This window comes from uncultured Maribacter sp. (genome assembly GCF_947496775.1).
GTDB lineage: Bacteria > Bacteroidota > Bacteroidia > Flavobacteriales > Flavobacteriaceae > Maribacter_B.
The window spans coordinates 32,307-58,460 of the sequence record NZ_CANMDU010000006.1 but is presented as its reverse complement, the minus strand read 5'-3'; the positions used below and the strand labels follow the sequence as shown (position 1 = coordinate 58,460).

The 26,154-nt window shown below is 31.9% G+C and carries 34 protein-coding genes; 8 read left to right on the top strand and 26 right to left on the bottom strand.

The window, feature by feature from the left end; genetic code table 11:
• Positions 1–7: 7 nt before the first annotated feature.
• From Q0856_RS10960 to Q0856_RS10920, 9 genes are all read right to left on the bottom strand, one after another.
• The gene (locus tag Q0856_RS10960) at positions 8–307 is read right to left on the bottom strand and encodes a carboxymuconolactone decarboxylase family protein (protein WP_298475356.1); all 300 of its coding nucleotides are present in this window, start codon (positions 305–307) and stop codon (positions 8–10) included.
• 29 nt (positions 308–336) lie between these two features.
• A complete protein-coding gene (locus tag Q0856_RS10955) occupies positions 337–1,086 on the bottom strand; it encodes an SDR family oxidoreductase (protein ID WP_298475353.1) in 750 nt (249 codons plus the stop codon).
• A gap of 500 nt (positions 1,087–1,586) precedes the next feature.
• Entirely contained in the window at positions 1,587–1,928 is a 342-nt protein-coding gene (locus Q0856_RS10950; protein WP_298504917.1) for a hypothetical protein, read from the bottom strand.
• 22 nt (positions 1,929–1,950) lie between these two features.
• Positions 1,951–2,862 carry a hypothetical protein gene (locus Q0856_RS10945; protein ID WP_298504916.1) on the bottom strand — a complete coding sequence of 304 codons (912 nt, stop codon included), beginning with the start codon at positions 2,860–2,862 and terminating at the stop codon, positions 1,951–1,953.
• On the bottom strand, positions 2,822–2,962 hold the full coding sequence (locus tag Q0856_RS10940; RefSeq protein ID WP_298504915.1) for a hypothetical protein: 141 nt from the start codon (positions 2,960–2,962) through the stop codon (positions 2,822–2,824). The genes Q0856_RS10945 and Q0856_RS10940 overlap by 41 nt, the downstream gene beginning before the upstream one ends.
• Before the next feature lie 314 nt (positions 2,963–3,276).
• Positions 3,277–3,417, bottom strand: coding sequence for a hypothetical protein (locus tag Q0856_RS10935; protein ID WP_298504913.1), 141 nt, complete (start codon positions 3,415–3,417; stop codon positions 3,277–3,279).
• Between the two features lie 30 nt (positions 3,418–3,447).
• A complete protein-coding gene (locus Q0856_RS10930) occupies positions 3,448–3,588 on the bottom strand; it encodes a hypothetical protein (RefSeq protein WP_298504911.1) in 141 nt (46 codons plus the stop codon).
• 30 nt (positions 3,589–3,618) lie between these two features.
• Complete coding sequence (locus Q0856_RS10925; RefSeq protein ID WP_298504910.1) at positions 3,619–3,759, bottom strand: hypothetical protein; 141 nt, start codon at positions 3,757–3,759, stop codon at positions 3,619–3,621.
• Between the two features lie 30 nt (positions 3,760–3,789).
• On the bottom strand, positions 3,790–3,930 hold the full coding sequence (locus Q0856_RS10920) for a hypothetical protein (protein ID WP_298475337.1): 141 nt from the start codon (positions 3,928–3,930) through the stop codon (positions 3,790–3,792).
• 225 nt (positions 3,931–4,155) lie between these two features.
• Between Q0856_RS10920 and Q0856_RS10915 the strand changes: the two genes are divergently transcribed.
• Positions 4,156–4,776, top strand: coding sequence for a pseudouridine synthase (locus Q0856_RS10915; RefSeq protein ID WP_298504908.1), 621 nt, complete (start codon positions 4,156–4,158; stop codon positions 4,774–4,776).
• Here the strand turns inward: Q0856_RS10915 and Q0856_RS10910 are convergent.
• The 6 genes from Q0856_RS10910 to Q0856_RS10885 all read right to left on the bottom strand — a co-directional run bounded on the left by Q0856_RS10910 (position 4,745) and on the right by Q0856_RS10885 (position 11,788).
• Positions 4,745–5,881, bottom strand: coding sequence for an MBL fold metallo-hydrolase (locus tag Q0856_RS10910; RefSeq protein ID WP_298504907.1), 1,137 nt, complete (start codon positions 5,879–5,881; stop codon positions 4,745–4,747). The genes Q0856_RS10915 and Q0856_RS10910 overlap by 32 nt on opposite strands.
• Before the next feature lie 10 nt (positions 5,882–5,891).
• The gene (locus Q0856_RS10905) at positions 5,892–7,445 is read right to left on the bottom strand and encodes an SDR family oxidoreductase (RefSeq protein WP_298504906.1); all 1,554 of its coding nucleotides are present in this window, start codon (positions 7,443–7,445) and stop codon (positions 5,892–5,894) included.
• Positions 7,446–7,468: 23 nt separating this feature from the next.
• Positions 7,469–8,824, bottom strand: a complete 1,356-nt coding sequence (locus Q0856_RS10900; RefSeq protein WP_298504905.1) for a DEAD/DEAH box helicase — start codon at positions 8,822–8,824, stop codon at positions 7,469–7,471.
• Positions 8,825–8,916: 92 nt separating this feature from the next.
• The gene (locus tag Q0856_RS10895) at positions 8,917–9,363 is read right to left on the bottom strand and encodes a KTSC domain-containing protein (RefSeq protein ID WP_298475322.1); all 447 of its coding nucleotides are present in this window, start codon (positions 9,361–9,363) and stop codon (positions 8,917–8,919) included.
• 104 nt (positions 9,364–9,467) lie between these two features.
• Positions 9,468–11,021, bottom strand: coding sequence for a DEAD/DEAH box helicase family protein (locus Q0856_RS10890; RefSeq protein WP_298475319.1), 1,554 nt, complete (start codon positions 11,019–11,021; stop codon positions 9,468–9,470).
• A 308-nt stretch (positions 11,022–11,329) separates the two neighbouring features.
• Complete coding sequence (locus tag Q0856_RS10885) at positions 11,330–11,788, bottom strand: cold shock domain-containing protein (RefSeq protein ID WP_298475317.1); 459 nt, start codon at positions 11,786–11,788, stop codon at positions 11,330–11,332.
• Positions 11,789–12,170: 382 nt separating this feature from the next.
• Between Q0856_RS10885 and Q0856_RS10880 the strand changes: the two genes are divergently transcribed.
• Complete coding sequence (locus tag Q0856_RS10880) at positions 12,171–13,655, top strand: c-type cytochrome (RefSeq protein WP_298504901.1); 1,485 nt, start codon at positions 12,171–12,173, stop codon at positions 13,653–13,655.
• Positions 13,656–13,727: 72 nt separating this feature from the next.
• Here the strand turns inward: Q0856_RS10880 and Q0856_RS10875 are convergent, their stop codons facing one another.
• Positions 13,728–14,534 (bottom strand): hypothetical protein, encoded by an 807-nt coding sequence (locus Q0856_RS10875; protein WP_298504898.1) that lies wholly within the window; start codon positions 14,532–14,534, stop codon positions 13,728–13,730.
• A 119-nt stretch (positions 14,535–14,653) separates the two neighbouring features.
• Here Q0856_RS10875 and Q0856_RS10870 point away from each other — a divergent pair, with 119 nt between their 5' ends.
• Positions 14,654–15,286, top strand: coding sequence for a GntR family transcriptional regulator (locus tag Q0856_RS10870; protein ID WP_298475307.1), 633 nt, complete (start codon positions 14,654–14,656; stop codon positions 15,284–15,286).
• 4 nt (positions 15,287–15,290) lie between these two features.
• Here Q0856_RS10870 and Q0856_RS10865 read toward each other — a convergent pair whose 3' ends face one another.
• Both Q0856_RS10865 and Q0856_RS10860 read right to left on the bottom strand, forming a co-directional pair.
• Complete coding sequence (locus tag Q0856_RS10865) at positions 15,291–15,896, bottom strand: hypothetical protein (protein ID WP_298504895.1); 606 nt, start codon at positions 15,894–15,896, stop codon at positions 15,291–15,293.
• A 9-nt stretch (positions 15,897–15,905) separates the two neighbouring features.
• Positions 15,906–16,391: a sigma-70 family RNA polymerase sigma factor gene (locus tag Q0856_RS10860; protein ID WP_298475298.1), complete on the bottom strand. Its 486-nt coding sequence runs from the start codon at positions 16,389–16,391 to the stop codon at positions 15,906–15,908.
• Between the two features lie 172 nt (positions 16,392–16,563).
• Here Q0856_RS10860 and Q0856_RS10855 point away from each other — a divergent pair, with 172 nt between their 5' ends.
• Positions 16,564–16,713: a hypothetical protein gene (locus tag Q0856_RS10855; protein WP_298475293.1), complete on the top strand. Its 150-nt coding sequence runs from the start codon at positions 16,564–16,566 to the stop codon at positions 16,711–16,713.
• Between the two features lie 38 nt (positions 16,714–16,751).
• On the opposite strand, the gene Q0856_RS10850 is transcribed toward Q0856_RS10855, so the two are convergent.
• The 5 genes from Q0856_RS10850 to Q0856_RS10830 all read right to left on the bottom strand — a co-directional run bounded on the left by Q0856_RS10850 (position 16,752) and on the right by Q0856_RS10830 (position 19,586).
• Positions 16,752–17,075, bottom strand: a complete 324-nt coding sequence (locus tag Q0856_RS10850; protein ID WP_298475290.1) for a hypothetical protein — start codon at positions 17,073–17,075, stop codon at positions 16,752–16,754.
• Positions 17,076–17,083: 8 nt separating this feature from the next.
• Positions 17,084–17,605: a hypothetical protein gene (locus Q0856_RS10845; protein WP_298504893.1), complete on the bottom strand. Its 522-nt coding sequence runs from the start codon at positions 17,603–17,605 to the stop codon at positions 17,084–17,086.
• Positions 17,586–17,729, bottom strand: a complete 144-nt coding sequence (locus Q0856_RS10840; RefSeq protein WP_298504890.1) for a hypothetical protein — start codon at positions 17,727–17,729, stop codon at positions 17,586–17,588. The genes Q0856_RS10845 and Q0856_RS10840 overlap by 20 nt, the downstream gene beginning before the upstream one ends.
• Positions 17,730–17,968: 239 nt before the next feature.
• Entirely contained in the window at positions 17,969–18,559 is a 591-nt protein-coding gene (locus tag Q0856_RS10835; RefSeq protein WP_298475281.1) for a nucleotidyltransferase family protein, read from the bottom strand.
• Between the two features lie 4 nt (positions 18,560–18,563).
• Positions 18,564–19,586 carry an XdhC family protein gene (locus Q0856_RS10830; RefSeq protein ID WP_366139609.1) on the bottom strand — a complete coding sequence of 341 codons (1,023 nt, stop codon included), beginning with the start codon at positions 19,584–19,586 and terminating at the stop codon, positions 18,564–18,566.
• Between the two features lie 130 nt (positions 19,587–19,716).
• Between Q0856_RS10830 and Q0856_RS10825 the strand changes: the two genes are divergently transcribed.
• From Q0856_RS10825 to Q0856_RS10815, 3 genes are all read left to right on the top strand, one after another.
• Positions 19,717–20,808: a VWA domain-containing protein gene (locus Q0856_RS10825; RefSeq protein ID WP_298504887.1), complete on the top strand. Its 1,092-nt coding sequence runs from the start codon at positions 19,717–19,719 to the stop codon at positions 20,806–20,808.
• Between the two features lie 193 nt (positions 20,809–21,001).
• Positions 21,002–21,829, top strand: coding sequence for a flagellar motor protein MotB (locus Q0856_RS10820; protein ID WP_298504884.1), 828 nt, complete (start codon positions 21,002–21,004; stop codon positions 21,827–21,829).
• Between the two features lie 164 nt (positions 21,830–21,993).
• Positions 21,994–22,161, top strand: a complete 168-nt coding sequence (locus Q0856_RS10815) for a hypothetical protein (protein WP_298504881.1) — start codon at positions 21,994–21,996, stop codon at positions 22,159–22,161.
• Position 22,162: 1 nt separating this feature from the next.
• Here Q0856_RS10815 and Q0856_RS10810 read toward each other — a convergent pair whose 3' ends face one another.
• Genes Q0856_RS10810 through Q0856_RS10800 form a run of 3 tightly spaced genes read right to left on the bottom strand, consistent with a single transcriptional unit; the run spans position 22,163 to position 24,724 of the window.
• A complete protein-coding gene (locus tag Q0856_RS10810) occupies positions 22,163–23,629 on the bottom strand; it encodes a M14 family zinc carboxypeptidase (RefSeq protein WP_298504880.1) in 1,467 nt (488 codons plus the stop codon).
• A gap of 1 nt (position 23,630) precedes the next feature.
• Complete coding sequence (locus Q0856_RS10805) at positions 23,631–24,293, bottom strand: peptidoglycan recognition family protein (protein ID WP_298504877.1); 663 nt, start codon at positions 24,291–24,293, stop codon at positions 23,631–23,633.
• Positions 24,294–24,295: 2 nt separating this feature from the next.
• A complete protein-coding gene (locus Q0856_RS10800; RefSeq protein ID WP_298504875.1) occupies positions 24,296–24,724 on the bottom strand; it encodes a hypothetical protein in 429 nt (142 codons plus the stop codon).
• A 60-nt stretch (positions 24,725–24,784) separates the two neighbouring features.
• Between Q0856_RS10800 and Q0856_RS10795 the strand changes: the two genes are divergently transcribed.
• Positions 24,785–26,119: a serine hydrolase gene (locus Q0856_RS10795; protein WP_298504873.1), complete on the top strand. Its 1,335-nt coding sequence runs from the start codon at positions 24,785–24,787 to the stop codon at positions 26,117–26,119.
• The last annotated feature ends 35 nt before the right edge of the window (positions 26,120–26,154 follow it).

The window sequence follows — 26,154 nt, the reverse complement described above, 5'->3', positions numbered from 1 at the left end:
GTATGTATTACATAATATGTGTGCCATGAACAACTGCTGCTCCCGCTCTTAAAGCAGCCGCAACAAAAGTAACTTCTGCAAGTTCTTCCTTTGTTGCACCAGCATCTATAGCCTTTTTCTTATGAATTTCTAGGCAATAAGGACATTGTGTGGTTAATGCCACAGCAATAGCAATTAATTCTTTATACTTTTTAGGAATAGCACCATCTTCTAGAGCTACTTTATCTAACTCCTGAAATGCTTTCATTGCAATTTCTGCATTTTTTCCTAAATCGCCCAATTTATTTAAATGTTTCATGTCGTACATAATCCAGTGTATTTTTTTGTTATAAAGAATTAATTTCTTCCTGCCATTACACCTCCATCGGTATCCCAAATAGCACCTGTTATCCATGAAGCATCGTCCGATAAAAGATAATTTATGGCATTAGCAACATCCTGTGAAGTACCGATTCTACCAATTGGATGAAAAGCATGAAAACCTTGTAAAGCCTCATGTGCTTCTTCTTTTCCTCCAAAAACACTTTCGTAAACCGGAGTTTGTACTACTGCAGGGGAAACAGCATTTACTCTAATGTTAGAATCTGCAAGTTCCATTGCTAAATGTTGCGTTAGACTATGTAAACCAGCTTTTTGCATAGAATATGCACTAGAAGGAGTTGCCTTAACCGCTTGTTTAGCCCACATAGAGCCTACATTTACAATAGCACCACCTTTTGTCTCTATCATCTTTTTGGCAGCAGCTTGGGTAATAAAAAAGAAGCCACGGTTTAGATCCAAATACGTATTATAATCTTCTTCTGTGTGATCTAAAAAGGCTTTCGGCCCAAAAACACCAGATGCATTTACCAAATAATCTAAATTATCTAACTTTTCTATTGTAGAAATAAGCTCTTTTACGTCACTAGTATTGGTTATGTCTACTTTATGCGTTTCTAACAAACCATTTTCTTCGGTTGCAAAATCACTAAGTTTCGTTTCGTTTGTACCTACTACGTGTACATAAACTCCTTGTGATATTAATTTTTTTGCAGTAGCTTTTCCTATTCCACTACTTCCTCCTATAATCAATGCACTTTTTCTCATTATATTTTGTTTTAATTTTATATTGCAAAATTAGAACGGAGAACAAGTACTTATACGGTAGTATAGGGAGTAAATAGGGTAATTTTGGGAAACAACTTTGCTATAGACTCTTTTTAAACTTCTTTTTTAATAAATGAAGTTAGAGCATCAGCAGAGACTTTGTACTGTTTTACTTTAGGATGCTCGCAAGTCTAATGGTATCTATGTAGAATCTACACCTGCTCTATTGTAAGAAATAGATAGTACTTGCTTTGTAATATTTGTAGTAGAAACAGCAAGAACTTGCCGTTTGTTTATACATTAAATTATAACAGTAACTAGTAGCGGAATTACAGTAGCTCATTGTATTAGCAATTTTGCTTGCACTACTAATTGCCATTATTGAGCATAAATTATTATAGAAAATAACGCAAATAAATCAATGGCATATAATTTACTAAGCCTATATAATAAGCTTAAAATAGTTTCTAAAAGAAACAATACAAGGGGGAACTTTTGGGCTAATTCTCTAATACGCCATTTGCAATTTTTGCATTTAATTCTGCTCTTAAATGCAAATACATGGCCTCTTTAATAGCTTTGTTGGTGCTAAATTTGTTTATTAAGGAATATCCTAATACATAATCGTAAGCAAAGGTATCTATGTTTACCTCTCCATATATATTTTTATAGGTATTAAACTCCTTAAGTATTTTGTTCCATTCTAAATTGTAGGGTTTTAACTCAATAATACCAAATACAACGCTATTCAGTGTTACTAATGTTTCCCCTAGTTTATCTCCAATGTTAGATACAAAATTATATTTTGTTCCGTTGTCATAATCCTTCTTCTTTTTTTTCATTTTCTTAGTCAGTCGTGGGTTTTTAATTGTGGTTGTTTCTCTCCATCCATTCTAGAGCTTTGTCGCTATTAAAATATAAGTTTACAGCAATGAGGGTGGCAATTATAATGGTGGTGTATAATTTCCAATCTGGTTTATTAAAAGAGGGGGCATTTATATTAATAGAAATGATGGTTATCTCGTACAGGTTAAATACTATGGGTACTAATAAAAAAGGGCGAAAAAGCCTGTTTCTTGCATCAAAAAACCAGCACGCCCAACCTATTTGGGCAAATAAGTGGGTGCAAAAAACAAATAAAAATACTCTATAATTACTCCATCCTAAAACTTGACCATTATGAGTAAGAGATTTTTCTATTCCCAAGAAGGGTATAAAAGAACGTAACTCTTCTTGCCTATTTGTAACTATATCATGCAAATATGGTAATAGAGAAACTAAAAAAAGAAGGCACCATAAGAATGCTGTTTTTCTGAATATAATTTTATTCTTTCGAGGGAAGTAAAAATATACAAGGACTAAGGTAACTATTAAAGTACCTAAAAACTTAACTTCTGGCTGGTTAAACCAACTGGTTCTAGCAGACGAAAGAATAATAACTATTTGATACGTAATAGAAACTAAAGGAAGTAGTATTGCTTTACGATATACCTTGTAAGTATTTAAAACAAACCATCCTAAAAATCCAGAAAAAGCAAATAAATTAAAAGAAATGTTAAATAAGAATTTACGATAACTGGAATAATTGAAGTACTTTCCAGAGGAATTAATTAGATATTCTCGGATTCCAAGGTTAGGAACCCACTTTTGCATGTTTCCGTTTTCATAGGTAAGAACCTCATGCAAATAAGGGAGCGATGACAATAAGGATATTATTGCCACCGCAATACTAAAATTAAGTATCCTCAGTAGTGACTTCGTCTTTTCTAAGTCCATAATAATCATCTTGTTCGGATGCACTTTCTTTTTCACATGAAAAATTTAAGGTAACTACCATCATAAAAGCAGCTGCAAACAATAATCTCTTTACATTCATAATAAAATATTTAGGGTTTTATATTTTATTAGAACTTAAATCTCTATTTTTAAATTGCGTTAAAAACCCTCATTTCGATGAAATGCACGTTTTTTTTATCGCAATTGTAATAATATGCAATTTATAAGGTTAGAATTGGATTACAAAGAAAGTAAACCTTTTTTTTAGTGAGGTTTTGGTTTTTATATGCATTTTGTTACAAAACAAAATGTACCTGTTACTATTAAAATAAGTAACAACTCTACAGCCCGTGGAAAGATAAATCGTAAAGGAGCGATGACAATAAGGATATTATTGCCACCGCAATAAAGAAATTAAGTATTCTGAGTAACGACTTCGTCTTTTCTTAGTGACTGATAATCATCTTGTCCGGATGCACTTTCTTTTTCACATGAAAAATTTAAGGCAACTACTAACATAAAAGCAGCCGCAAATAATAGTTTTTTCGTACTCATAATTAATTAGTTAAGGGTTTGTTTAAAAAATTACATATTCTCGTTAGTGACTTCGTCTTTTCTTAGTGACTGATAATCATCATGTTCAGGTGCACTTTCTTTTTCGTTTAAAAAATTTAAGGCAACTACTAACATAAAAGCAGCCGCAAATAATAGTTTTTTTGTACTCATAATAAACTAGTTAAGGGTTTGTTTAAAAAATTAAATATTCTCGTTAGTGACTTCGTCTTTTCTTAGTGACTGATAATCATCTTGTCCCGAAGCACTTTCTTTTTCACATGAAAAATTTAAGGCAACTACCATCATAAAAGCAGCTACAAATAATAGTTTTTTTGTACTCATAAAAAATTAGTTAAGGGTTTGTTTAAAAAATTAAGTACACTGATTAGTAACTTCGTCTTTTCTTAGTGCGTAATATTCATCATGTTCAGACGCACTTTCTTTTTCGTTTAAAAAATTTAAGGCAACTACTAACATAACAGCAGCTGCAAATAATAGCTTTTTTGTACTCATAAAATTATTTTTTAATTGTTTACTATTTATAGTAATTACAAGATATGTAATACAAACGAATATAATACAGTAGAATAAACCTACAAATTGTATATGCCGTTTTGTTTTGGTTTTCTGAAAAATCGATGGTTTTTCCCTCATCTTAGATGCATTAAGAAAAAATACGCGTTGATCCATTAAAACATGCATAATGTAAATTAGATTTCCGAAATTTGTTTTCTTCCTATGGCAGAGCATAAAGACATTACTTATAAAATATATAAACCGTATGGAATGCTCAGTCAATTCCGTTCTAACGATGCTAAAGAGTCTCGTAAAAAACGATTTTTAGGAGAGCTGTATAAGTTTCCTAAAGGGATAATGCCAGTAGGCCGATTAGATGAAAAATCGGAAGGTTTACTATTACTAACCGGTAATGGAAAATGGAGTGATGCTATTAATCGTTCTGGTATAGAAAAAGAATACTTTGCGCAATTAGATGGAGAAATTAGCGAAGAGGCTATTGAAAAATTAAAAGAAGGTATAGAAATAGGCTTTTCTGGTAAAAAATATACTACTAAGCCTTGCTTTGTAAAAAGAGTTCTACACGAGCCAGATTTCGAAACCCCAAATACTGCTATTCGTTTGGGTAGGCACCGTCCTAATTCTTGGATTAGCATTACTATAACAGAAGGTAAATTTAGGCAAGTACGAAAAATGACAGCGGCTGTTGGTTTTCCTACCCTTAGACTAATACGTGTTAGAATTGGAGATGTACATTTAGAACAAATGAAACCCGGTGAAGTAGCTCTAGTAAAAAAATCTGCTTTGCTTACTATTCATTCTTCCACCAAAGAGAATCCTTAGGGTTTTTATCTAAAAATATAGATTCTCCAATTTTAGGAACTATCGTATTTATTTTTAGCTCATGGGCTTTGCTTAAAATTCGCTCAACAGGATCTGTCCAAGGGTGCATGGCTAGTTTAAAAGCACCCCAGTGAATAGGCATTATTTTCTCTGCTTTAATATCTATACCCGCTTGCGCCGTTTCTTCTGGCATCATATGTATTTCGCTCCACAGCTCGTTATATTGTCCACATTCTAGTAACCCCAGATTAAAAGGACCATACTTTTCCCCAATTTCTTTAAAATGCGAACCATAGCCACTATCACCACTAAAAAAGATATTTTCAGTCTCTGACTGTATTACCCAGGAACTCCATAGTGTATTTCCACCATCATTAATACTTCTACCAGAAAAGTGTTGGGCTGGTGTACAAATAAATTTTAAATCATCGAATATATTTTCTTGCCACCAATCTAATTCTATAATATTTTCTTTTGGCACTCCCCATTCTAATAAATGTGCTCCAACTCCTAATGGAGTATAAAATATAGAAACTTTATCTTTTAATTTTTGAATAGACCCATAGTCTAAATGATCATAATGATCATGCGATAATAGCACGGCATCTATTTTTGGTAATTTTTCTACTTCTATAGGTAATTCTTTACTAAATCTGTTATTTCCAAGTATAGGGTGTGGCGCAGGCACATTACCAAACATGGGATCTATTAGTATATTCTTTGCATTCATTTGCAGAAGAAAAGTAGAATGACCAAACCAGACAAGCCTAGTCTCTTCTTTATAATTTGCTATATGCAACGAATCTATTTTTTGGGTTAGAATATTCGTGTTAGGTATACTATGTGGCTGCGGTTTAAGATATAATTTCAGCATTTTTGCAAAGCTATTGAAGCTCATATTCATTTTAACTCCACCAAGGTTTACAAATTTGCCATCTTTATAATTTTCGGATACTGTAAATTCTTTTTTTTGCGTAGGAGAAGGTGTCCCACCAAATTGTGGACTTAAATTAATAAAAAGTAGTATTCCTATACCAATGACTACAAATAATATTCCAAAAAAGGCAAGCATACGTTTTATAAATTTTAAACTTCTTTTTATCATACGTTTTATGTTACCAATCTATAGGGCGGTAATCTTTTAAAAACTTTCCAGACCAATGCTTTCCGGTGTTTATTCCATCAATTAAGGGATCCATTACTCGGGCCGCTCCATCAACAATATCTAAAGGTGGTTGAAAATCATGTAATTCTTCTTTCTTTTTAGCTAGTTCCACCGGATCTTCGTCCGTTATCCAACCTGTATCTACGGCATTAATATATATCCCATCTTTAGCTAAACTACCAGCTGCGGTATGTGTTAGCATATTCAATGCCGCTTTTGCCATATTAGTGTGCGGATGCCTATCTTCTTTGAAGAAACGGTGAAATTTACCCTCCATGGCCGACACATTGATAATATGTTTTTTACCCGTATTATCTTTTTTCATTAATTCTGACAAGCGATTACAAAGAACAAAAGGAGCAACAGAATTCACTAACTGTACTTCTATCATTTCTGTAGTTTCTATTTCTCCTAGTTTTAGTCTCCAGCTATTGGTTTTTCGTAAATCTACTTGTTGTAAATCTGCATCTAATTCTCCTTCAGGAAATACTTCTTTTGCCTGTAAAGAATTATCAAAACTATATGGTATTTGCGATAATTTGGCAGATGCCCTTATACCAATTCCAGGTTCGGGACCATGCCAAGTTACTGGCATATTTTGGTTAGGAGAAGCAGTTGTTCTTAATTGCTTTAATTCTGTTAAACAATTGGTATGATCCTGCAATAAATCTGCGGCGTACTTTGGTAATTCTTCTATAGACAACTCCTCGTTAGGCATTAAATGCTTATAAAATCCTGCAGGCCTCCGGACTGTTTGCGCTGCATTATTTATTAAAATATCTAGGCGTTCGTATTTCTGCTCTATAAAATTGCAAAAGATTTCTACACTTGGAATATGCCTTAAATCCAAGCCATGAATCTTTAATCTATGCCCCCATTGTGTAAAGTCTTCTTCTTTTGAGAAGCGGAGCGCAGAGTCTACAGGGAAACGCGTTGTGGCCACAACGGTTGCTCCTGCTCTTAAAAGCATTAATGTAATATGATAGCCTATTTTTAACCTAGAACCTGTAATAACAGCTATTTGTCCTGTTAAATCGGTTGTTTGAAAACGTTTTGCATAATTAAAATCCCCACATTCGGTACACATGGTATCGTAAAAGTGATGCAATTGTGTAAAAAGTGTTTTACATACATAACAATTTCTAGGAGATTCTAATTCTTGTAATTCCTTATCTTTTAACTCGGCTTGTGGTAACAATTTAGGAGCCACAAAAACTACAGCTTCTCTGGCACTACGAATACCAGTTACTTTCCTTGCATTTCGATCCTTTGCCGCCTGTTTTCTTTTTTGAGCTTTTTTTGCGTCTTTCTTTCTTCGCGAAAATTCGTCCCGATTAGGCCTAGAAAGTTTTCCAGAAGCCATTAATAAAGCGGTTCTTTTTTCTTTAGGAATCTCAAAAATTTCATCTGTGTTAGTAACTAAGTGTTCTAGAATTGAGATGCATTTATCAATCTCAGCAGCACTAACTTTATTTGTGTTTTCTATTTCTTCTGTATTACTCATAAAAATATATAGGCCATTTAAACCTATTTTCTTTTATTTCGTTTATTATAGTTTTTGTCTCCTTTGGTTTTTCTTTTTTTGTATTTTTTTTCGATAATACGTTTATAAGACCCACCTTGGTTGGTTTTTTTATTTTTTTCTGACTTTTCATGAAAACTTTCCCCTGGCGCATCTTCTTGTCTAATTTTAATAGGATTATTAGGTTCCGATACTTTAGGCCTTTCTTCTGGCGTTTTCTTTTCTGAAATTTCTATGTGCTCAGGAAAAGAAATAACCGGAATAGTATAGTCCATTAAGGCTTCAATCTCTTCTTTATTGTTTTTTTCTGCAGGAGTATAAAATAATATCGAATTTCCTTTTTTCTCAGCTCTACCTGTTCTACCAATTCGATGTATATAGTTTTCTGGAAAAGAAGGCGTATCAAAATTAATTACATGAGAAATTTCATCTAAATCCAATCCACGCGCCATAACATCTGTAGTAACCAAGATTCGGTTCTTACCTTCATCGAACTGGCGAATAGAACGAATTCTATAATTCTGCGTTTTATTGGAATGTATTAAACAAATTTCCTCGCTATAAATATCTTCTAAAACCTCGAATAACCGATCTGCACTTTTTTTATTGGATACAAAAACTAGTACCTTTTTATAAACTTCAGAATCCTGAAGAAGATCTACTAAAAGGTTGGCTTTTGTATAAAAGTTTGGAATTTCATAGCACGTTTGAGAAATATTTGCCAAAGGAGTACCGCTCAAGGCTACAGAAACTTTTTGTGTATCTTTAAAGAAGTTAGTTATTAATGCTTCAATTTCATCGGTCATGGTTGCAGAAAACATGATGTTTTGTCTTCGCTTAGGAAGTAAATCCATGATATTAGTTAACTGAAATCGGAAGCCTAAATCTAGCATAACATCCACTTCATCAATCACCAACTTTTTAACCATTTTAAGCTGCAATGCCCTACTAAGAACTAAATCATATAAGCGACCGGGAGTAGCAACAATTATATCTGATCCTTGCATAACAGCCATTTTTTGAGTATTTATATTAGTTCCTCCATAAACAGCAATGGTTCGTACGTTCTTGTATTTCGTAAATTTTTCTATTTCATCTACTACCTGCAATACCAATTCTCGGGTAGGTACAACGACTAATACCTTGGGGTGAACATCTTCTGAATACGGTAGCGTTTGCAATATAGGAAGCATATAAGCAAATGTCTTACCTGTACCCGTTTGCGCTATACCAATCATGTCTTTACCAGATAAAACAACTGGAAAAGCTTTAGATTGTATCGGTGTAGGCTGGGTAAAACCCATATCCGAAATAGCATTGCGTAATGGAGTAACTATTTTTAAATCATCAAAAGTGGACATACTTCCTTTTTTTTACTATGGATACCTAATAATACTGCAAAGATAAACACTCTACACTTAGTAGATTTTACTAGTTTATCCTTAGAATATAATTATGCTACTACCAAGTCTTTTTTAGATTTACGATACGGTAAATTAAAAATATTTCTTTTTGCAAAACGCAATAGCTTATCCGATTGATTCATTTTGAGGAATAACTTTTTATTCACTCCAAAATACTCATACGTAGTACCGTCTAAGAAAGTAATTTCTAAAGTCATTCCTTTATGTTGGTAATCTTCAATACCAGAAGTAGTAATTGTCTTAGTATATTCTTCTAAGTTAGCCGCTTTAGTTTCTGCCGCCATACTAACTAAAAAGTGATATCCATCAATAATTTCTCTGCTTTTAAGCTCTGCTTCTTCTTTCTTAGGATTTCCTTCTTGAAACTTATCTGGATGCCATTCTTTAACTAAATTTCTATAGGTAGATTTCAGTTCTTTAAGAGTGTACTCTTTTTCTACTGAAAATAATTTTTTGTATTGACTAATGCGCTTCATAAAAGGCTTGTTTTTTAATGAGCGGCGAAACTACGTTATTTTATTCAATATCAGTCGTTTCTCTAATGAAGAAATTAAATATATACCACAAATTAGGTAAGAATCTAGTCCTCTGGAGGATACCCATGTATTTGCTCAAAAACAGTATCAAAATTAGCTCTTAAATAGGCATTTAGTTTCTTTTTGTAGTCGTCCTTTAACCAATGTAAAAAGTTAAAGGTACTTCTACTAATGCATTTGGCATAGGTTTGTATTCTGTTATCAATATCTTGATCTAGCATTTTTGCTAATGCAATGGCATCATAAACATCTTCACTATTTTCAATACAAATATAGGCGTGCTGTTCAATAGAACGCTCTAAAACAACCTTAGAAGATTCTCCAGTAGAGGTTGCTTTAATATAAGTTGCTTTAATATCAAAATAAACTTCTTCAGATTTAGCAAACTCTGCTCTAACCTCTTCGGACATTTCATGCCTAAAGTGTGCTTCAATTTCTTCATCATCTTGCAATCTATCCATATAAAAATTTGGATTGTTGAAGATGGCTTGCCAATCTAAATCTGCACCCCAAGGACCAAATCTGTAGTAGTTATTTCCTAGGTCGATTACTTTAAATGAAGATTTATTATTTAAAATACGAGAACCACGACCAATCATTTGGTAGTACAAGGTTAAGGACTTGGTAGCTCTATTAAGAATTATAGTGTCTATCGTAGGTTCATCAAAACCAGTAGTTAATATACTCACAGAAGTTAAGATGGCATCTGGTGTTTCTTTAAACCATTGTAAAATTTCTTTACGTTGTTTTTTAGTCGCAGTATTATCCAAATGTCTTACTGGTAAACCAGCGGCATCGAAAGTATGGTACACATGTATAGATGTGTTAATACCATTATTAAAAATTAAAGTTTTCTTTCCATTAGAGTGCTTCTTATACGCTTCTAACAGTTTTTCTAGCATAGCAGGACTAGAATATAAATCTTCTGAAGATTTAACAGTATAATCTCCATTAGAACCAACTTCTAAAGAAGTTAATCCCATATCATATTGAAAAACTTCTGCTCTTGCCAAAAATTCATTTTCAATTAAAGAACCTATACTTTCCCCTGCAATAAGTTCATTGTAATTACCTTTCATTGGTAAGTTCTTGTTAGAACTCAATGGGGTTGCTGTTACTCCCAGAATAAAAGAGTTACTAAAAAACTTAAAAAGTTTATTAAAAGAGTTGTAGTGGGCTTCATCAATAATAACAAGTCCAACATCAGAGATATCCAACATATCATCATTAAGCCTGTTATTTAGAGTCTCTACCATTGCAACAAAACACACGTAGTTATCTTGATCATCTAAATTTGCAGTACTATTAACTACTTTATTATCTACACCAAAACTGGTAAGCATTTTGGAAGTTTGGTTACAAAGCTCCACACGGTGCGTCATTACCAATACTTTCTTTTTATGATTTTTTAAATATTGCCTAACAAGCTCAGAGAATATTACAGTTTTACCACCACCAGTCGGAAGTTGATACAATAAATGATAATCATCAGGGGCAGAATCAAATTTTTCAAATACTTCTTGTATTGCCCCTTTTTGATAACTATATAGTTCTTTATCTGTTTTTTTCTCTTGTAATCCGTTTGCCAAATCTGCCATACCTAACTTTTTTTCGCGATTGCAAAACTACGGCCTTTTATAGGCTTATACAGCATTTATACTAAAAAAGTGTGTTATAATTTGTTTAAGTGTCTAAAAACGAAGATAATTGGTACCCTACACAACGGAAATGAAACAATGCTACTCCTAGCTTTCCTTAACAAAGAATTGTACCTATAGTCTTAGTTAATGAAATAAAAAAAGCTCCAGTATAATACCATACAGGAGCTTTTATAGTTTATAATTTTTTCCATAATGAAATATAAATGCTCCAAGACTTACCCCAAAGCAGTGTACTTCATTGCGCTTTATATTTTCTTTACGCGAACGGCATTCATTCCTTTCATACCTTTTTCTAACTCAAAAGAAACTTTATCATTTTCAGCTATTTCATCGATAAGACCACTTACATGACAAAAATATTTTTCTTGATTTTCCGTATCTATTATAAAACCAAATCCTTTAGATGTATCAAAGAACGAAACTTTACCATTACGTACTGGATCAAACTCCTCTTCTTCACCTGCTATTTTCTTTGGAATACCTAAAACAATATCTTCCGCTTCAATTTCCACTTTCATTGATGGATCTGGCGGAGTGTCTACAAGATTTCCATTAAAATCTACATAGGCCATAGGAATCCCTTTTTTACCATTTTCCTTTGCTTCTTCCTTACGAGCCAACATTTTCTTTCTCTTTTCTTCACGTTTCTTTAAACGCTTTTTTTCTTTTTCGCTCTTATTGAAAGTTTGTTGTGATTTTGCCATTGATCTTTTAAAATTAGGGTTTTAGTAAAGGTTTAAGGTAATGTTTGAATTACTTGAAGAGTGCTAAAAAATTTGACTTTAAAAAATATTAACCCTAATAAATGTAATTTACCGGAATGCAATAATTACGTTAAACCGACGGTAAAGATAGTATTTATATCATTTTTTTAAGAATAGAATCTAAAAAAAAATCAAAATTTACTTTATAAATGTTATTATTTTTGGCGGTAAGGCACATTATTTCTGACTTCTGAGGAATTAACCCTAAAAAACAAGGAATACTTGAATTTGCTTTTTTATCGATAAAAACGTTCCTCTTGGCAGCTAGAATCTGATTCTATAAGATTATAGACTACTTTTAACAATTGAAAAATAATTAATAATGAACTTTAGGAAAAGAAAAGAGAAAATATTTTATAATACATTTCTTGCTGTAATAAGTAGTTTCTTTATGTTTTTATGTATTTGGTCTTGTTCTAGCGATAATGTTAAGGAAGAAATAATAGCAATTCCCGATCCAAAGGAAGAACCAAAAGTAGAACCTACCAGTATTAAAACTTCTCCGATACCCGCTTCAACGCAAAGAAATGGCGATGCTAGTATAGGAAAAGAGTATCTAATTTCTGGTAATTACATGAGTTCTGGAGTTCCTTATACTGCTTATATTTTAGCTAGAGGCGAAAATACAGAAAACGACTTAAATAGGACTGGAGAGAATGCTGTATTAGCCTATGATTATACAGCCATAACCACCGACAATGGCGTTCGTGTTGTAGCTCCTAATTGTTTAAGTTGTCATTCCTCTAAAATTAATAATGAATACATAATTGGACTGGGGAGTCATGATTCTGATTTTACTATAAACAGGGCGATTGAAGTACAAACACTAAATATTGCAATTCCATTATATTATGGAGAAAATAGTCCTGAATGGGATGCTTATGATCAGTTTAGAAAGAGTATTACCGCTATTGGCCCTAAAACAATTACAAAAAGTAGAGGTGTAAATACAGCAAATAAAATTGCAGAAGTTTTAGTCTCTCACCGAGATAAGAATACTTTAGAATGGAGTGAAGTGCCTTATTCTAATTTACCAGATGAAGTTATCCCAACAGATGTTCCCGCATGGTGGTTATTAAAAAAGAAAAATGCACTATTTTATAATGCAATGGGCCGATTAGATTTTTGTAAATCTTTCATTGGTGCTAGTATGTTAACCCTTGTTGATGTAACTAAAGCAGAAGAGATAGATGATAAAATGACAGATGTTTTGGCTTATATAGAAAGTTTGGAAGCTCCGGAATACCCGTATTCGATAAATATGGCATTGGCTAATGAAGGAAAAGAATTGTTTAATAACACCTGCGCAACATGCCATGGTACTTATGGGGAAAATGGTACGTACCCTAATGTCTTAGTTGCTTTGGAGAGTATAGAAACAGATCCAGAATTATCAAATCATTATACTGAAACTACAGAAAATAGCACCTATTTTTTTAATTGGTTTAATACAGGATGGTTTGGTTCTAACACCAACCCTTTGAATTTAAAACCAGAAGGTGGCTATGTTGCACCTCCTTTAGATGGAATTTGGGCTACAGCTCCTTATTTACATAACGCCTCTGTACCTACTCTAGCAGATTTATTAAATAGTAAAAACAGACCCGAATATTGGAGTAGAACTTTTGATAATACGGATTATAATTCTGAAAAAGTAGGTTGGAATTATACTGTAGAAACAGAACAAAAAGATAAAAACACTTATAACACAAATCATTTAGGGTATGGCAACCAAGGTCATAGATTTGGAGATGCGTTTACGGACCAAGAAAGAAAGGCTGTTATAGAGTATTTAAAAACACTATAGACAAAAATACAGGTATAAAAAAGGTCTCAAAAACTTAAGTTTTTGAGACCTTTTTTTATGTTTTAAAGGAATTTAATCCTCCAATGTAAATTCTTCTTCTACTCCGTTAGGATAAATTAATATAGCAGAATCATCGCATGTACCTTCTCCAAAGTTTACCTTTACAGATAATCCATTTTTAGTAATACCCATTACACCAGCAGTTATATAGTCACATGCTAAATTTCCTTCTAATGTATCTATAACCGATATTGCGTATATATCATTATCTACTTGTAATGCCCATTCTCCTTCAACAGTAACTGTACTTGTAGTATCTGAAACACCTTGAGTAACAACTAATGTTTTGGTCCCAGTTTCTTTAACAACAGAATCATCTTCTAAAACAATAGTAATATTACTTGTTACAGATAATGACATTTCCGTATCATTAGCACTACTGTTTAAAACAATTCCTTTTGTTCCTTCAATAGAAATATCTCCGATTGTAAAATCGGCATACGTTGCGGTATATTCCAAAGTTCCATTTTCTAATGCAAAAGTTACATTAATAGTACCATTCACATTTTCAGCGCCATCAACAGCACAATTTACAAAAGTAGCCGAATAGCCAGTATTTGTAAATGTAGTTTCAAAACAATTATCGGTTTTATTTGTATTGCCAAATTTACCACTCTGTGTATTAGCCGCAAAGATATCTGTTAACATAGAATCTGTTAATCCAGAAATGTCATCTGCTTTTAATACAGAACTTACATCTGTTTTAGTTAATCCTTGATCATCTAAAAGTTTCTCTGCATCTTCACTACAGCTATAGGAGATAGCTAAAATTGAACACATAGCGACAAATGCTTTGGTAGTTCTGAATAATTTTTTCATTTTGTTATTTTATAAGTTTACGTGTGTAAAACGCTTAAAATTATTCTTTAGTGCCTAAATTTTACCATTTCGTCGAATAAACATATCATAAAATCGTATACGATACGTTATTTAATATAATGATACATACTTCAGTACTTAGGGATCAGGTAAGAGAACATCTTCTTAGTGAGATGAAAAAAGGCAGACTAACTATTGGTAAAACTATAAATTTAGCAGCACTTGCCAGAGAACTTAAAGTAAGTGTTACGCCCATCAGAGAAGCTTTAACTCAATTACAACAAGCTAATATTATTAAGGCAGTACCCAATCGCGGATTTATCATAGCAGAGTTAAATGCGAAAGAAGCTAGTGATTTATATGATTTAGTTGCAAATTTAGAAGTTTTAGCAATTGAAAATAGTGAATTTTCTGAAGAAGCAATATTCAGATTAAAAGAACAACAGATTGTTTTTGATACTGCTCCCGATGCTATAACAAGAATAAATGCCGATTTTGACTTTCATCGCTTGCTAACCAAATATTACACAAACGATATAGTGCAACAAGTATTAACAGATCTAAAAGCAAGAATTTTCTTTTATGAAAGCGCGTTTATGAAAGATGATTCTTTTTACAATAGATCCGATAACCAACATGAAGCCATAATAGCTGCAATAGAAGATGATAATGTACCAACAGCATCCTTGCTATTAAAAATGAACTGGATGATTATTCTTAATTACATTTTAAAACAATTAGGAGTAGAATAGAAGCTTAATATTCGTCTAATTCTTTGAGTATTTCTTCGGCAGAATTAGTTATTCTTTTATAACAACCAATCCCCCACTTTATAAAAAAGTATAAACCAACGCCAAACAAAACGATCATTACGTAAAACCAAATATCTTTAGAAACACTAAAAAAGTCTTTATTCTTTAATATTTTGGACATTACTGGCATACTCGTTAAAAAAACAGGGAAACTTGCATAAGCTCCAAATTGCTGTATAGCCAACAAATAACTTTTCGTTTTGGTATATTTTATCAGGGCATCTTTGTTACTGATATTTAAAATATCTAAACTTTTTATTTGTTGTATCGCCATTAAGGTAATTATGGGCATTACAAGCAGAATTAGCAAGGTGAAAATACCGCATACCCATAAATACCATGTATCTAATCTAGAAAAATTATAGAGTATCAATCCGCTAAATACAAAACAAATAAGAGCTCCCATTAGTTCAAACTTTAGCAATCTACTAAACTTGTTTTTGTATTTTTGATGCATCATTTCTAGAATAATTTTTTTACTCAATCTTTTTTGTTTCTCTAATTCTAGACTCATTTGTCCCCAAGTATATTGTATCTCTTCTAATTCCATATCCTTAAATTATTTTGAAATATTAGATTTTAGCTTGTTTTTAATTCTAGAAATTCGAGTACCCACATTAGAAGGTGTTAATCCTGAAATTTCTGCTATTTCATCGTACTTATTTCCTTCTAAGAGTAAAAGAATTAAACCTTTATCTAAGGAATTTAAATGATGAATATGATGGTATAAGATTTTTAGTCGTTCTTCAAATTCTGTGTTATAAGCCTCGCTCTGTTTTAAGATTACTTTCTCAATTGGAATTTTTAAGCCAGACCGCTTTCTTCTTTTTTCTTTAGTCAATGCTGTATTTAGAGCAACACGATACATCCAGGTAGAAAGTTTAGATTCTTTTCTAAAGGTTCCAAAAGATTTCCATAGTTGGTAAACTATATCTTGATATAAATCCTCTTGATCACTTTTACATTGGGTATATATTGAAGAAATCTTAAAAATCAGCCCTTGATTTTCCTGTATAATCTTTACAAAATGGTTTTCCTTATCCATATTTTTTTCACTAACTCATTCTATTAGTATGTAACAGAAGAAAAAAATCACAGTTAACTAAGTAAAAAAATTGCATTGAAAGATTTATTTGCAATTTTTTAACGTTAAAATATGATAAATAACATAACAAAAGGGGAATGTAATCGTTAGTATTGTAACAAAATTAGATGTCATGAAATATTTATCTCCAGAAATAGAAGCTTTGGCTAGAAAAAACAGGAATACAGAAAAATCTTTAATAAAAAGGGGGAATTCTTGCGGAATTTTTCAAGATTATGTTATAGAAGAAACTTCCGTAAAAAAAGAAGAAATAAGTTTATAATTATGAATAATTTGTATTCGTAAAATAAATACTGCGGCTTAAGCTATTTCGCCGCTTACTCTTTTTGCTATTAAATTCGCTCGTAATTCTACATACATAGCTTCTTTAATAGCGTGATCGCTTAAAAAGTTATTCATCATGGCATAGCCATGTACAAAACTAGAGCAAAATTCATCAATGTCTCCTCCGGCACATGTAGCATCGTATTCTTTTAGAATATATTCCCAATCAAATGTATATGGTTTGGCTTCTACTACTCCGTAAAGTATTTCATTAAGCCTTTTTAGAGTATCTCCTAATGTAGTATTAATTACGCCTACAGTGCCTTTTACAAAATTAAATTGTGTTCCGTTGGTATACATAGTTTTAATTAAAGAATTTGTTCCTCTTCAGTTTGTGTTTGTAATGCTTTTCGATTTTTGAGGGAATCTTTATGCTTTAAAAAATGTTCAGATAATATTTTGTTATTATTAAAAAAGAAATTAATCGCTAGTAAAGAACTAATTACTATCGTTAAAATTATTTTAGTATTAGGAGTGTTTAATTGAGTTCCCCTTATATCAAACATTATTACAAATATTTGATATAAACTTAGAGATACTGGTACCAATAAAAAGGGTCTATAAAGCCTATCCTTTGCTTCAAAAAACCATCCTAAATAACCTAAATGGGCAAAAACATGAATGAATAAAGTATAGATAAACACTCGATAAGAAGAAAAACCAAGAATATACCCCTCGGAATTGGTTAAAAGTTCTTGAATACCCATATCCGGTACCCAAGTAGGAAAAGTTCCTCCACGCACAGTAATAACATCATGAATATAAGGTAGCGATGACAATATAATAATTGCGATCGCTTTTAAAAGTTCTTTAAGTATCTCTTTCGTCACTTATTTCATCTTTATACACACTATAATTGTCGTCTGTTTCGGATGTAGATTCCTGTGTACAAGAATAATTTAGAGCAACCAAACAAAAACAGGCCGCTAAAAAGTAAAGTTTTTTCGTAAACATAATTTAATTTTTAGGGATTAATACCTCCTAATAACTGCTATACTACAAAAAAAATTGTATCAGAATGTCAGCTTTAGACGAATTATATTGTATTATAATTCTTACCAAAGATATACGTATTACATTTAATTACAAAATATAAAAACTGACAAATAAAACACCGTTACAATAAATAAAATATAACCGGCTGATAATTAGGTTTTTACTTGCTATATTATATAGTGTTTTTTTATAAAAAATTAAAAGTATAGAGAATCGTAAGACTTTTTCGTATCTATATCTGTAGTATTAAAATTTGGGGTAATTTTTTTTATATTATTTTTTTCTCGTCTTAAAATTTGTCTAGCTCCAAAATCTTTAGATAAAATACGTAATTCTTTAAAATGACTAGATTTAAATAATGCCGGTACCCCTACTCCATGTGTATACTTAGTGGCATATATATTATTAACATTTTCGTTAGAAGCTTGTAATACTGTATTTATATATTCCGTATTAATAAATGGTTGATCGCATACTAATACTAAGACACCATCGTAGTTTTCTTTTTTTCGGGATAAATGTGTAATACCGCAGGCAATGCTAGTACCCATTCCTTCTTCCCAATTTTTATTAAGCACATATTCTACAGCGTATTTTTTACATTCTAACTTTATTAGATCGGTATGTGCTCCAAGTACAACAAAAATCTCATTTGCTGATGAAGCTTTTGCTACCTGTATAGTATGTCCCAAAAAAGTAGAGCCTTTCCAGGGTAATAATTGTTTAACTGCATTCATTCTACTTGAAGAACCTGCAGCAAGAATTAATATGGCTATATTATTCCTCATTTTGTTATTGATGAATTCCTTTCTCTTTATCTCGAAGTTTTATTGGTTGTTTTTTTCTAACTACCGCTAATATTTCTGCCATAATAGAAATAGCAATTTCTTGAGGAGTTTCGGCACCTATATCTAAACCCGCGGGGCCATGAATATTTTCTAAAAAGTCTAAATCTGCCTCAGGATTATGCTCCATAAACTCATGAAGTAATTTCTCTCTTCTTTTAGAGGGACCAAGAGTTCCTAAATAACTAGGGTAACTAGTACTAAGAGCGAGCAAATATTTTAAATCTTTTGCGTAGCTGTGTGTCATTAATATTACTGCAGTATGTTTATCTATATCTCTTATAGGAAACAACTCTGGTTCTACCGCTATTAGCTTTTTAGCTCCCGGAAAATGAGAAATATCTTTTTCTTCCATAGGGGAAGTAACAATAGTAACCTCCCAACCTAAAGCTGTAGCAAAAGAACACAATTGCACAGCATCATGTTCCGAACCAATAATTATCAATTGGTTACATGGGGTCATTGTTTGTTTAAAAACGTGGAGTTTATGGCTATTTAATTCTTTTCCTTGTAGAGATAGAACATTCGAGTTAAATAAACATGCACTACCATAATTTATGTTTTGAGAATCTTCTTTTTTATAATAAGAATGTAATGAAAAAGGTTCTCTGCTTAATAAAACGGTTTCTAGTGTATCAAAAAAAAATGGAGAAGGACTAAAAGGCTCTATTAGCACATAAAGAATACCTTCACAGCCCAATCTAAACCTCCCATCGTAAGTCATTATTCTGGGAACACCAGTTGCAAATACAATTTGAGCTTGCCTATTAATTTCTTTTTCTACACAACCACCACTTACTGCTCCTGTAAATTTTCCGTTCTCCCAAATGAGCATTCGAACCCCTGGTCTCCTGTAAGAAGACCCCTCTAAATCAACTACAGAAGCTAAAACTGTTTGTAATCCCAATTTCTTGGCCTCTTTACTACTTTCTATTATTTTTTTAAATTCATGCATCATAACTAAAGACAATGTAAACCTTTAAAAAATTATTTTAAACTTTCTTTTTACTCTTTAACAATCTTTAACATTTATTTCAGAAACTGCTATACTTAAAAAGTAAAATAGCCGTTCTGCTTGTTGAACCCAAAACTATTGAATAATGAAAACTATATGTAAAACAATATACACTATTTGCTTTTTTTGCATGGTTATTTCTTGCGGAAATGCGGATGATGATGTAAACGCAAATTTAAATTTAAACAACGCCTTAGGAAAAGGAAAAACGGTTGACCCTTGTTTAAATTTAGGAGAAAGCGACTTAGTACTATCTATACAAGACCAATTTACTGCTCTCCCAGGAAAAGTATCTATTTTCTTTAAGGTATCTGATACGGAAGGTAATCCTGTACCGGGATTAACCGCCGACGATTTTACTATTTATGAACAAGGTAGAAATGATACTTGTTTTAATACCATTTCGGCTTCTGAATCATTTGCAAGAATATCGCCAAATTCTCAGATATTTAATAGTAATACCATTTTAGTTTTAGATTTGAGTAATAGTGTATTGAGTAGTAGCTTGGTAGAACTAAAAACAGCTACTACAGGTTTCATAACTAATGTAATGCCAGAAACTACCCAGGAATCCTTTAAAATGGCTATTTATTGGTTCGATGGGGAAGATGATTTGCATTTATTACATAGCCTTACAGCCGATAAACAAGATCTAATTACCGCTGTATCTGAAATTACAGATGATATTAGTAAGGATCCTTCTACCGATTTATATGGAGCGGTAATAAAAGCAACAGATATAGCCGAAAATGTATTGAAAGAAAGCACACAGAAGGAAACTATCGGAGCTTCTTCTGTTGTTATTTTTACAGATGGTACAGACCAAGCCTCTAGATATCCAAAAAACGCCGCTTTGAAAAAAGTAAAAGAAGCGAATGCCAACATATCTTTCTTTTCTATTGGTTTAGGTGGAGAAATAGATACAGATGTACTTACAGAAATAGGAAAAACATCTAGCGTATTTGCAGGAAATAAAGAGGAACTAGAAACTAAATTTAATGATATCTCTTTTCGTGTTTCTCAGCAAGCAAATAGTTTTTATTTGTTTGAGTATTGTAGCCCTAAACGAGATGGTAGTGGGGAAAATAACCTTGCAATTCAGGTAAAAGATGGAAACAAACAGGGTGGCGTACAAACTAAATTTAATGCCAAAGGCTTTACTGGAGGATGTAATTAAAACCCTCTTCTTATATTTTTGAAAGGCACCTTATTAAGGTGCCTTTCTTTTTTTTATCGTTTTTTTCTTTAAAATGAATTTTTTTAATACTGGTTTTTAGCTGATTATATGTTTTTTGATAAAATATTGTAAACCATAAACATCTTTAACCATCTTTCTTTCGTATACATATGGAACCTATTTTTATAATAAGATGAAAAAAATATTTATTACAAGTACCTTATCTATCGCCTTATTGGCTTCATGTGTTTCTAAAAAGAAATATACTGCATTAGAAAATGATTTATCTAATACCAAAAGTGCATTAACAAAAACACAAGTAGAGAAAGAAGGTTTAGAGTCTAAAATGGCTAAAATTGAAGCTAGGGTTACAGAGTATAACAACAAAATTAGTTCTTTAAAAGAGATTAACGATAGTCAAATGACTAGCGTAGACGGTTTAGCTGTTATGAGTAATAACACTAAAAAGAAAATGAGAGCTACTTTATCAAATGTAGATGCTGCCCAATTGGCGCAGGCAAAAACATTACAAGATTCTATGAATCTTGCTCTTTCTTATAAATTAAAAAAATCTATTTCAGATACAGAAGGGGATGTTGATGTAAATATTGATAAAACAGTAGTTATGATTAATATTTCGGACAAACTGCTTTTTAACAGTGGTAGTTATAAAGTAAGTAGTAAAGCGAATACTGTTCTGGCTAAATTAGCAGAGGTTATTAATTCTGAATCTAGCATGGAAGTTATGGTAGAAGGCCATACCGATGCTAGAAGTATTAATACAGCTATGTTTAAGGACAATTGGGACTTAAGTGTAAAAAGAGCTACATCAGTAGTTCGCATACTACAAAATAAATACAATGTAGATCCTGCAAAATTAATTGCTTCCGGTAGAAGCTCATACTTACCATTAGTAGAAAATGATACTAGAGAAAATAGAGCTAAAAACAGAAGAACAAGAATAGTTATTCTTCCTAATTTAGATAAATTCTTTGCATTATTAGACGCAGAAGAACTATAGTATTTAAATACGTAGACAATAAGAAAGGGAAGCAAAATGCTTCCCTTTTTCTATTTTATTAACTTACTAGGTAGGGTTTTTTCTTTTATAGTTGTTCTATATATAAACCCCCTATCTAACGACATCCTATAAACTATGTATTATAAACTCAAAAACAATTACTCATGGATGTGCTCAATGATATTATTCAAAAAACGGCTTTAAGTCTTTTCCCCATTATACTGAGAAGTTTAGTACTTTTACTCTTTACTTCTATCGTTGCTATGATACTAGGAATGTTTTTAATGCTTTTCCTTTATGGTCCTAATGGAACTATCCATTTTGGATACTAGTTCATCTAAAAATCATTGCATTCTTAAATGTTCCTTCTCCCTTTTCTATATCAATAAGAAAGCCATTAATTACGGCATATTTATTTTGTCCGTTTTTCTCTAAAATAAAAGTTGGATTAATACCTGGCTGTAAAAGCAATTCAGTAACCCTAAATTTACCACCGATAATATGTATGGGATACGGCGAGCTTAACCATTTTTTTGGAATATTATTTAGCCGCACATAAGTATATCCTTTTCTCAATAAATCGATAAAATCTAAAGTTTCTACTTGGGTTATATTTTGCATTGTTCTTGGGTACACATTACCAGCCTTAATTGTATAGCCTTCAGCATTGAAAGTGTTGTAGCCGTAAAAAGTAGATAAATCTCCTTGGTCCATAATTCTACTACTATACCAAAAATCGGAGTAGTTTTCCATATCTACTTCTAATCGGTTTATGCCAATGTCTATTTTGTACGATTTGTTATTCAGTATATACTTAGCACCTTCAACCTTTAGATCAAATAACTTTCTATCATTTTCAGGAATCTTTTCATATTCAGATACTTCTATATTTTTATAATTCTTTGTTGCTATGCTATAAATTGCGGAAAGAATAGATACATAATTGAGTTTTCTAATTTCTTGTTTTTCGACATCTTTATTGTATCCACCAGATTCAATTAGTATAGTACTTGTTCCCCATTTTTGAATATTATCTCCAAAAGCTCTAGGTTCAAAATCATCATTATATCTCCCTACTTGTCCTGAAGCATATTTCTGAATTATTTTATTCATAAAAACAATTACTTTCATGGCATTTGCCCTTACCTCATTAATATCTTTCTCATAATTATAAGCCGGAGCCAAATACGATATAGTTGCAGGTTTATCTGTTCGTTCTGCATTGTAATAGGTACTTTGATCATGAAGATTAAATCCAAAATTTGCTTTAAGACTGTCTCGAACTCGTTTTAAAGTTTTCCCTTCAGGAGATTGTAAGCGTAATGCATCTCTATTAATATCAATCCCCAAAAGATTTCTACGCTGAAAAAGAGCAGCACCATCCGGATTTAACATCGGTAAAAAATGTATTGTCAAATTTTTTAAAATAGCTTCTTTTTCTTCTTTAAAATCTGGGCTTTCAAAAAATTTTAAAATATCGAAAATTGCTTGTGTAGCTGTGGGTTCATCTCCATGCATTTGGGACCAAAGAAAAACTCTTGTTTCTCCTGATCCAACACTCACTAAAGATAAATCTCGACCGGCAATAGATTCTCCAACTTTAGTAACCACAAAACCTGAAATAGTTTTATAATGTCTTAATAAAGGCTGTAAATCTTCATGCTTTATTCTTCTTTTGTTTAAAGAAGGTTCTTTGTACGCCTTATAACTCTCATATAATGAAGAGGTTATTTCTTTTTGTTGCGCATTAATTGCTGTAAAGAAAAAGCAAATTAGTAATAATAAGATAGATTTTTTCATATTATAAAAATGTCGGTACAGGTTTAAAATTAAGATGCTGAACAGCTTTACGGACCTCTTTCATGAAAGGTTCTCCAGGGTCGGTTTTAGTGGTTCTATATGCAGCATCTTTTTCTAACCACAGTGGCGTTCCTTCAAAATAGGTATATTCATAATGCCCTATAAGATACTCTATCGTTTGGTATTTATTTTTTAAATAATTTACCAGCCAAATATTGGCTTTTACTTGTTCTTTGGTCAAAGGTAAATTTTCTCCTCCTCCAACATTTTCAATACCAATTGCACAATGATTTAAACCAATTACATGCCTAGCCATTGTAGTTTCTGGCAATAACCTATAAATAGTACCGTCGCGGTCTATCATAAACTGAGAAGATACATTTAATCCGCTAATATTTTTAATGTCTGGCCGCCAATTTGGCAACTGCGAAGGATAAAATGCTTCGAAAGATTCTACAAAGCTTGGAATAACGGTCCAATGCAATACAATCATTTTAGGAGTAATTGTGGGAGTATTTTGTATTAAACCATAGCGTTTTTTTAAGTATTCTAAGGTTAGTTCTTTTCTCTGCGCATCAAAAACAATAGGTTTATCTATAATTTCGTAATCTACTGTACAAGAAAAACAAAGCATCACATTTAAAATAATAAGAAATTTATTCATTCTTAATTTACTTTATTGTTAACAGAATCTATTAAAACGCGATAAAATATTTTCCTTTTCTTCTTCCCCCATTCTTTTGCCTTTGCAATATCTAACCCCATATAAATATCCATTCTTTTTTTCCATTTTTTATTCATTTTATCATTTACCTTAAAAACACCTTTTATACCTTGAATTTTAATTTGGGTATTATGTTTTATTCCTAGTTTAATTAAATCTCTTGAAACAGCTACGCATTGCATACCAGGTTTTAAGGTATCTCCCCAAGCTGTAATATTTGGTTGTTTCGAAGTTTGTGAAAGTAAAGAATTGTATGCCGTTATAGTAACCTCCATAGATTTCCAAGCGTATTTTTCTTTAACTTCTTCCTTACAACCAAGAAGAAATGCAAAGTAGATACTTAAATACCCTATTTTTAAAATAAAAGACATGTTATCAAAAGCTAAAGATTTTCTTTTTTAAATTTACAACAATAACTAAAATCTTTCCTTTTGAAAATAATAAAAAGAATACTCTTACTACTTCTTATAATAATTGGCATTGCTATTTATCTTAATTATCCAAAACTGAATATAATTTCGGGATACGCATCTAAGAGTTTAGCATCTAATGCATTTATAGCCAATCGTTCTGTTTCTTCTATTGTTAAGAATGATAATAATATGCCACTTATAAAATTAGCTGAAGTTTCTTTAGATAAAAATAAAAAAACAGCATCTGCTACTGTTTTTGGACTTATGGAACGTAAATCCATATACAGAGAAGGCTTAGGCTCTGTATTGATAAATGATTCTTTTGATGCTTCTAAAATGACCTTAAAGCCAAATAGGAATAAGGTTATAGATACATTGCCATACCCTTTTGGAAATAATACCCCAATAGATACTATTTTTAATAATATAGATTACCCTCAATTGAACAAACATATTACCGCGGTTTTTGATAATTCTATGGAAAGTAAAACAAGGTCTGTTTTGGTTCTTTATAAAAATAGAATAATAGCGGAGCAATATATTGAAGGATTTAATAAAAACACGCTTATTTTAGGGTGGTCTATGACTAAAAGTATCTTAGCAACCTTATATGGTACATTAGAATATAATGGTAAAATAAATGTTAATAACCGTGCCCCGGTTGCCTCTTGGCAAAAAGATGAACGCAAAAACATTACCATAAATAATCTACTACGTATGCAGAGCGGATTAGAATGGGAAGAAGATTACTCTAAAATATCGGATGTTACTAAAATGCTTTTCTTAGATACAGATATGACCAAAGGCCAGGAAGAAAAAAAAGCAATTGCAAAACCTGGTGAAATTTGGAATTATTCTTCAGGAATAAGCAATCTTCTTTCTGGTATTCTTCGAGACCAGTTTGGTACTAAACAAGAATATTTAGATTACCCGTATATAGCTCTTATTGATAAGATAGGAATGCACTCCATGCTTTTAGAAGCCGATATGGTAGGGAATTATGTAGGTTCTTCTTATGCTTGGGCAACCACAAGAGATTGGGCCAAGTTCGGGACCTTATATTTAAACAAAGGCAATTGGAATGGAGAACAGCTATTTTCTCCTCAGTGGATAGACTATATTACAAAACCTACTGCCGAATCTAATGGTGTATATGGGGCGCATTTTTGGCTAAATGCCGGTGGAAAATTTCCTGATGCTCCAAGAGATATGTACTCCGCTAATGGTTTTCAAGGGCAGCGCGTATTTATAATACCATCTAAAGATTTGGTTATTGTGAGAACTGGTTTAGCAGGACATCCTGATTTTGACACCAATTCTTTTGTAAGCAATATAATAAAGAGTATAAATTAATCTCTTACAGTCTAAACTTACTTTTTTTGTAAGTG

Bases quoted from the DNA above. Each gene is read 5' to 3' on its own strand.
- Q0856_RS10960 (WP_298475356.1), bottom strand. From the start codon at position 307: ATGTACGACATGAAACATTTAAATAAATTGGGCGATTTAGGAAAAAAT.
- Q0856_RS10955 (WP_298475353.1), bottom strand. From the start codon at position 1,086: ATGAGAAAAAGTGCATTGATTATAGGAGGAAGTAGTGGAATAGGAAAA.
- Q0856_RS10950 (WP_298504917.1), bottom strand. From the start codon at position 1,928: ATGAAAAAAAAGAAGAAGGATTATGACAACGGAACAAAATATAATTTT.
- Q0856_RS10945 (WP_298504916.1), bottom strand. From the start codon at position 2,862: ATGGACTTAGAAAAGACGAAGTCACTACTGAGGATACTTAATTTTAGT.
- Q0856_RS10940 (WP_298504915.1), bottom strand. From the start codon at position 2,962: ATGAATGTAAAGAGATTATTGTTTGCAGCTGCTTTTATGATGGTAGTT.
- Q0856_RS10935 (WP_298504913.1), bottom strand. From the start codon at position 3,417: ATGAGTACGAAAAAACTATTATTTGCGGCTGCTTTTATGTTAGTAGTT.
- Q0856_RS10930 (WP_298504911.1), bottom strand. From the start codon at position 3,588: ATGAGTACAAAAAAACTATTATTTGCGGCTGCTTTTATGTTAGTAGTT.
- Q0856_RS10925 (WP_298504910.1), bottom strand. From the start codon at position 3,759: ATGAGTACAAAAAAACTATTATTTGTAGCTGCTTTTATGATGGTAGTT.
- Q0856_RS10920 (WP_298475337.1), bottom strand. From the start codon at position 3,930: ATGAGTACAAAAAAGCTATTATTTGCAGCTGCTGTTATGTTAGTAGTT.
- Q0856_RS10915 (WP_298504908.1), top strand. From the start codon at position 4,156: ATGGCAGAGCATAAAGACATTACTTATAAAATATATAAACCGTATGGA.
- Q0856_RS10910 (WP_298504907.1), bottom strand. From the start codon at position 5,881: ATGATAAAAAGAAGTTTAAAATTTATAAAACGTATGCTTGCCTTTTTT.
- Q0856_RS10905 (WP_298504906.1), bottom strand. From the start codon at position 7,445: ATGAGTAATACAGAAGAAATAGAAAACACAAATAAAGTTAGTGCTGCT.
- Q0856_RS10900 (WP_298504905.1), bottom strand. From the start codon at position 8,824: ATGTCCACTTTTGATGATTTAAAAATAGTTACTCCATTACGCAATGCT.
- Q0856_RS10895 (WP_298475322.1), bottom strand. From the start codon at position 9,363: ATGAAGCGCATTAGTCAATACAAAAAATTATTTTCAGTAGAAAAAGAG.
- Q0856_RS10890 (WP_298475319.1), bottom strand. From the start codon at position 11,021: ATGGCAGATTTGGCAAACGGATTACAAGAGAAAAAAACAGATAAAGAA.
- Q0856_RS10885 (WP_298475317.1), bottom strand. From the start codon at position 11,788: ATGGCAAAATCACAACAAACTTTCAATAAGAGCGAAAAAGAAAAAAAG.
- Q0856_RS10880 (WP_298504901.1), top strand. From the start codon at position 12,171: ATGAACTTTAGGAAAAGAAAAGAGAAAATATTTTATAATACATTTCTT.
- Q0856_RS10875 (WP_298504898.1), bottom strand. From the start codon at position 14,534: ATGAAAAAATTATTCAGAACTACCAAAGCATTTGTCGCTATGTGTTCA.
- Q0856_RS10870 (WP_298475307.1), top strand. From the start codon at position 14,654: ATGATACATACTTCAGTACTTAGGGATCAGGTAAGAGAACATCTTCTT.
- Q0856_RS10865 (WP_298504895.1), bottom strand. From the start codon at position 15,896: ATGGAATTAGAAGAGATACAATATACTTGGGGACAAATGAGTCTAGAA.
- Q0856_RS10860 (WP_298475298.1), bottom strand. From the start codon at position 16,391: ATGGATAAGGAAAACCATTTTGTAAAGATTATACAGGAAAATCAAGGG.
- Q0856_RS10855 (WP_298475293.1), top strand. From the start codon at position 16,564: ATGAAATATTTATCTCCAGAAATAGAAGCTTTGGCTAGAAAAAACAGG.
- Q0856_RS10850 (WP_298475290.1), bottom strand. From the start codon at position 17,075: ATGTATACCAACGGAACACAATTTAATTTTGTAAAAGGCACTGTAGGC.
- Q0856_RS10840 (WP_298504890.1), bottom strand. From the start codon at position 17,729: ATGTTTACGAAAAAACTTTACTTTTTAGCGGCCTGTTTTTGTTTGGTT.
- Q0856_RS10835 (WP_298475281.1), bottom strand. From the start codon at position 18,559: ATGAGGAATAATATAGCCATATTAATTCTTGCTGCAGGTTCTTCAAGT.
- Q0856_RS10825 (WP_298504887.1), top strand. From the start codon at position 19,717: ATGAAAACTATATGTAAAACAATATACACTATTTGCTTTTTTTGCATG.
- Q0856_RS10820 (WP_298504884.1), top strand. From the start codon at position 21,002: ATGAAAAAAATATTTATTACAAGTACCTTATCTATCGCCTTATTGGCT.
- Q0856_RS10815 (WP_298504881.1), top strand. From the start codon at position 21,994: ATGGATGTGCTCAATGATATTATTCAAAAAACGGCTTTAAGTCTTTTC.
- Q0856_RS10810 (WP_298504880.1), bottom strand. From the start codon at position 23,629: ATGAAAAAATCTATCTTATTATTACTAATTTGCTTTTTCTTTACAGCA.
- Q0856_RS10805 (WP_298504877.1), bottom strand. From the start codon at position 24,293: ATGAATAAATTTCTTATTATTTTAAATGTGATGCTTTGTTTTTCTTGT.
- Q0856_RS10800 (WP_298504875.1), bottom strand. From the start codon at position 24,724: ATGTCTTTTATTTTAAAAATAGGGTATTTAAGTATCTACTTTGCATTT.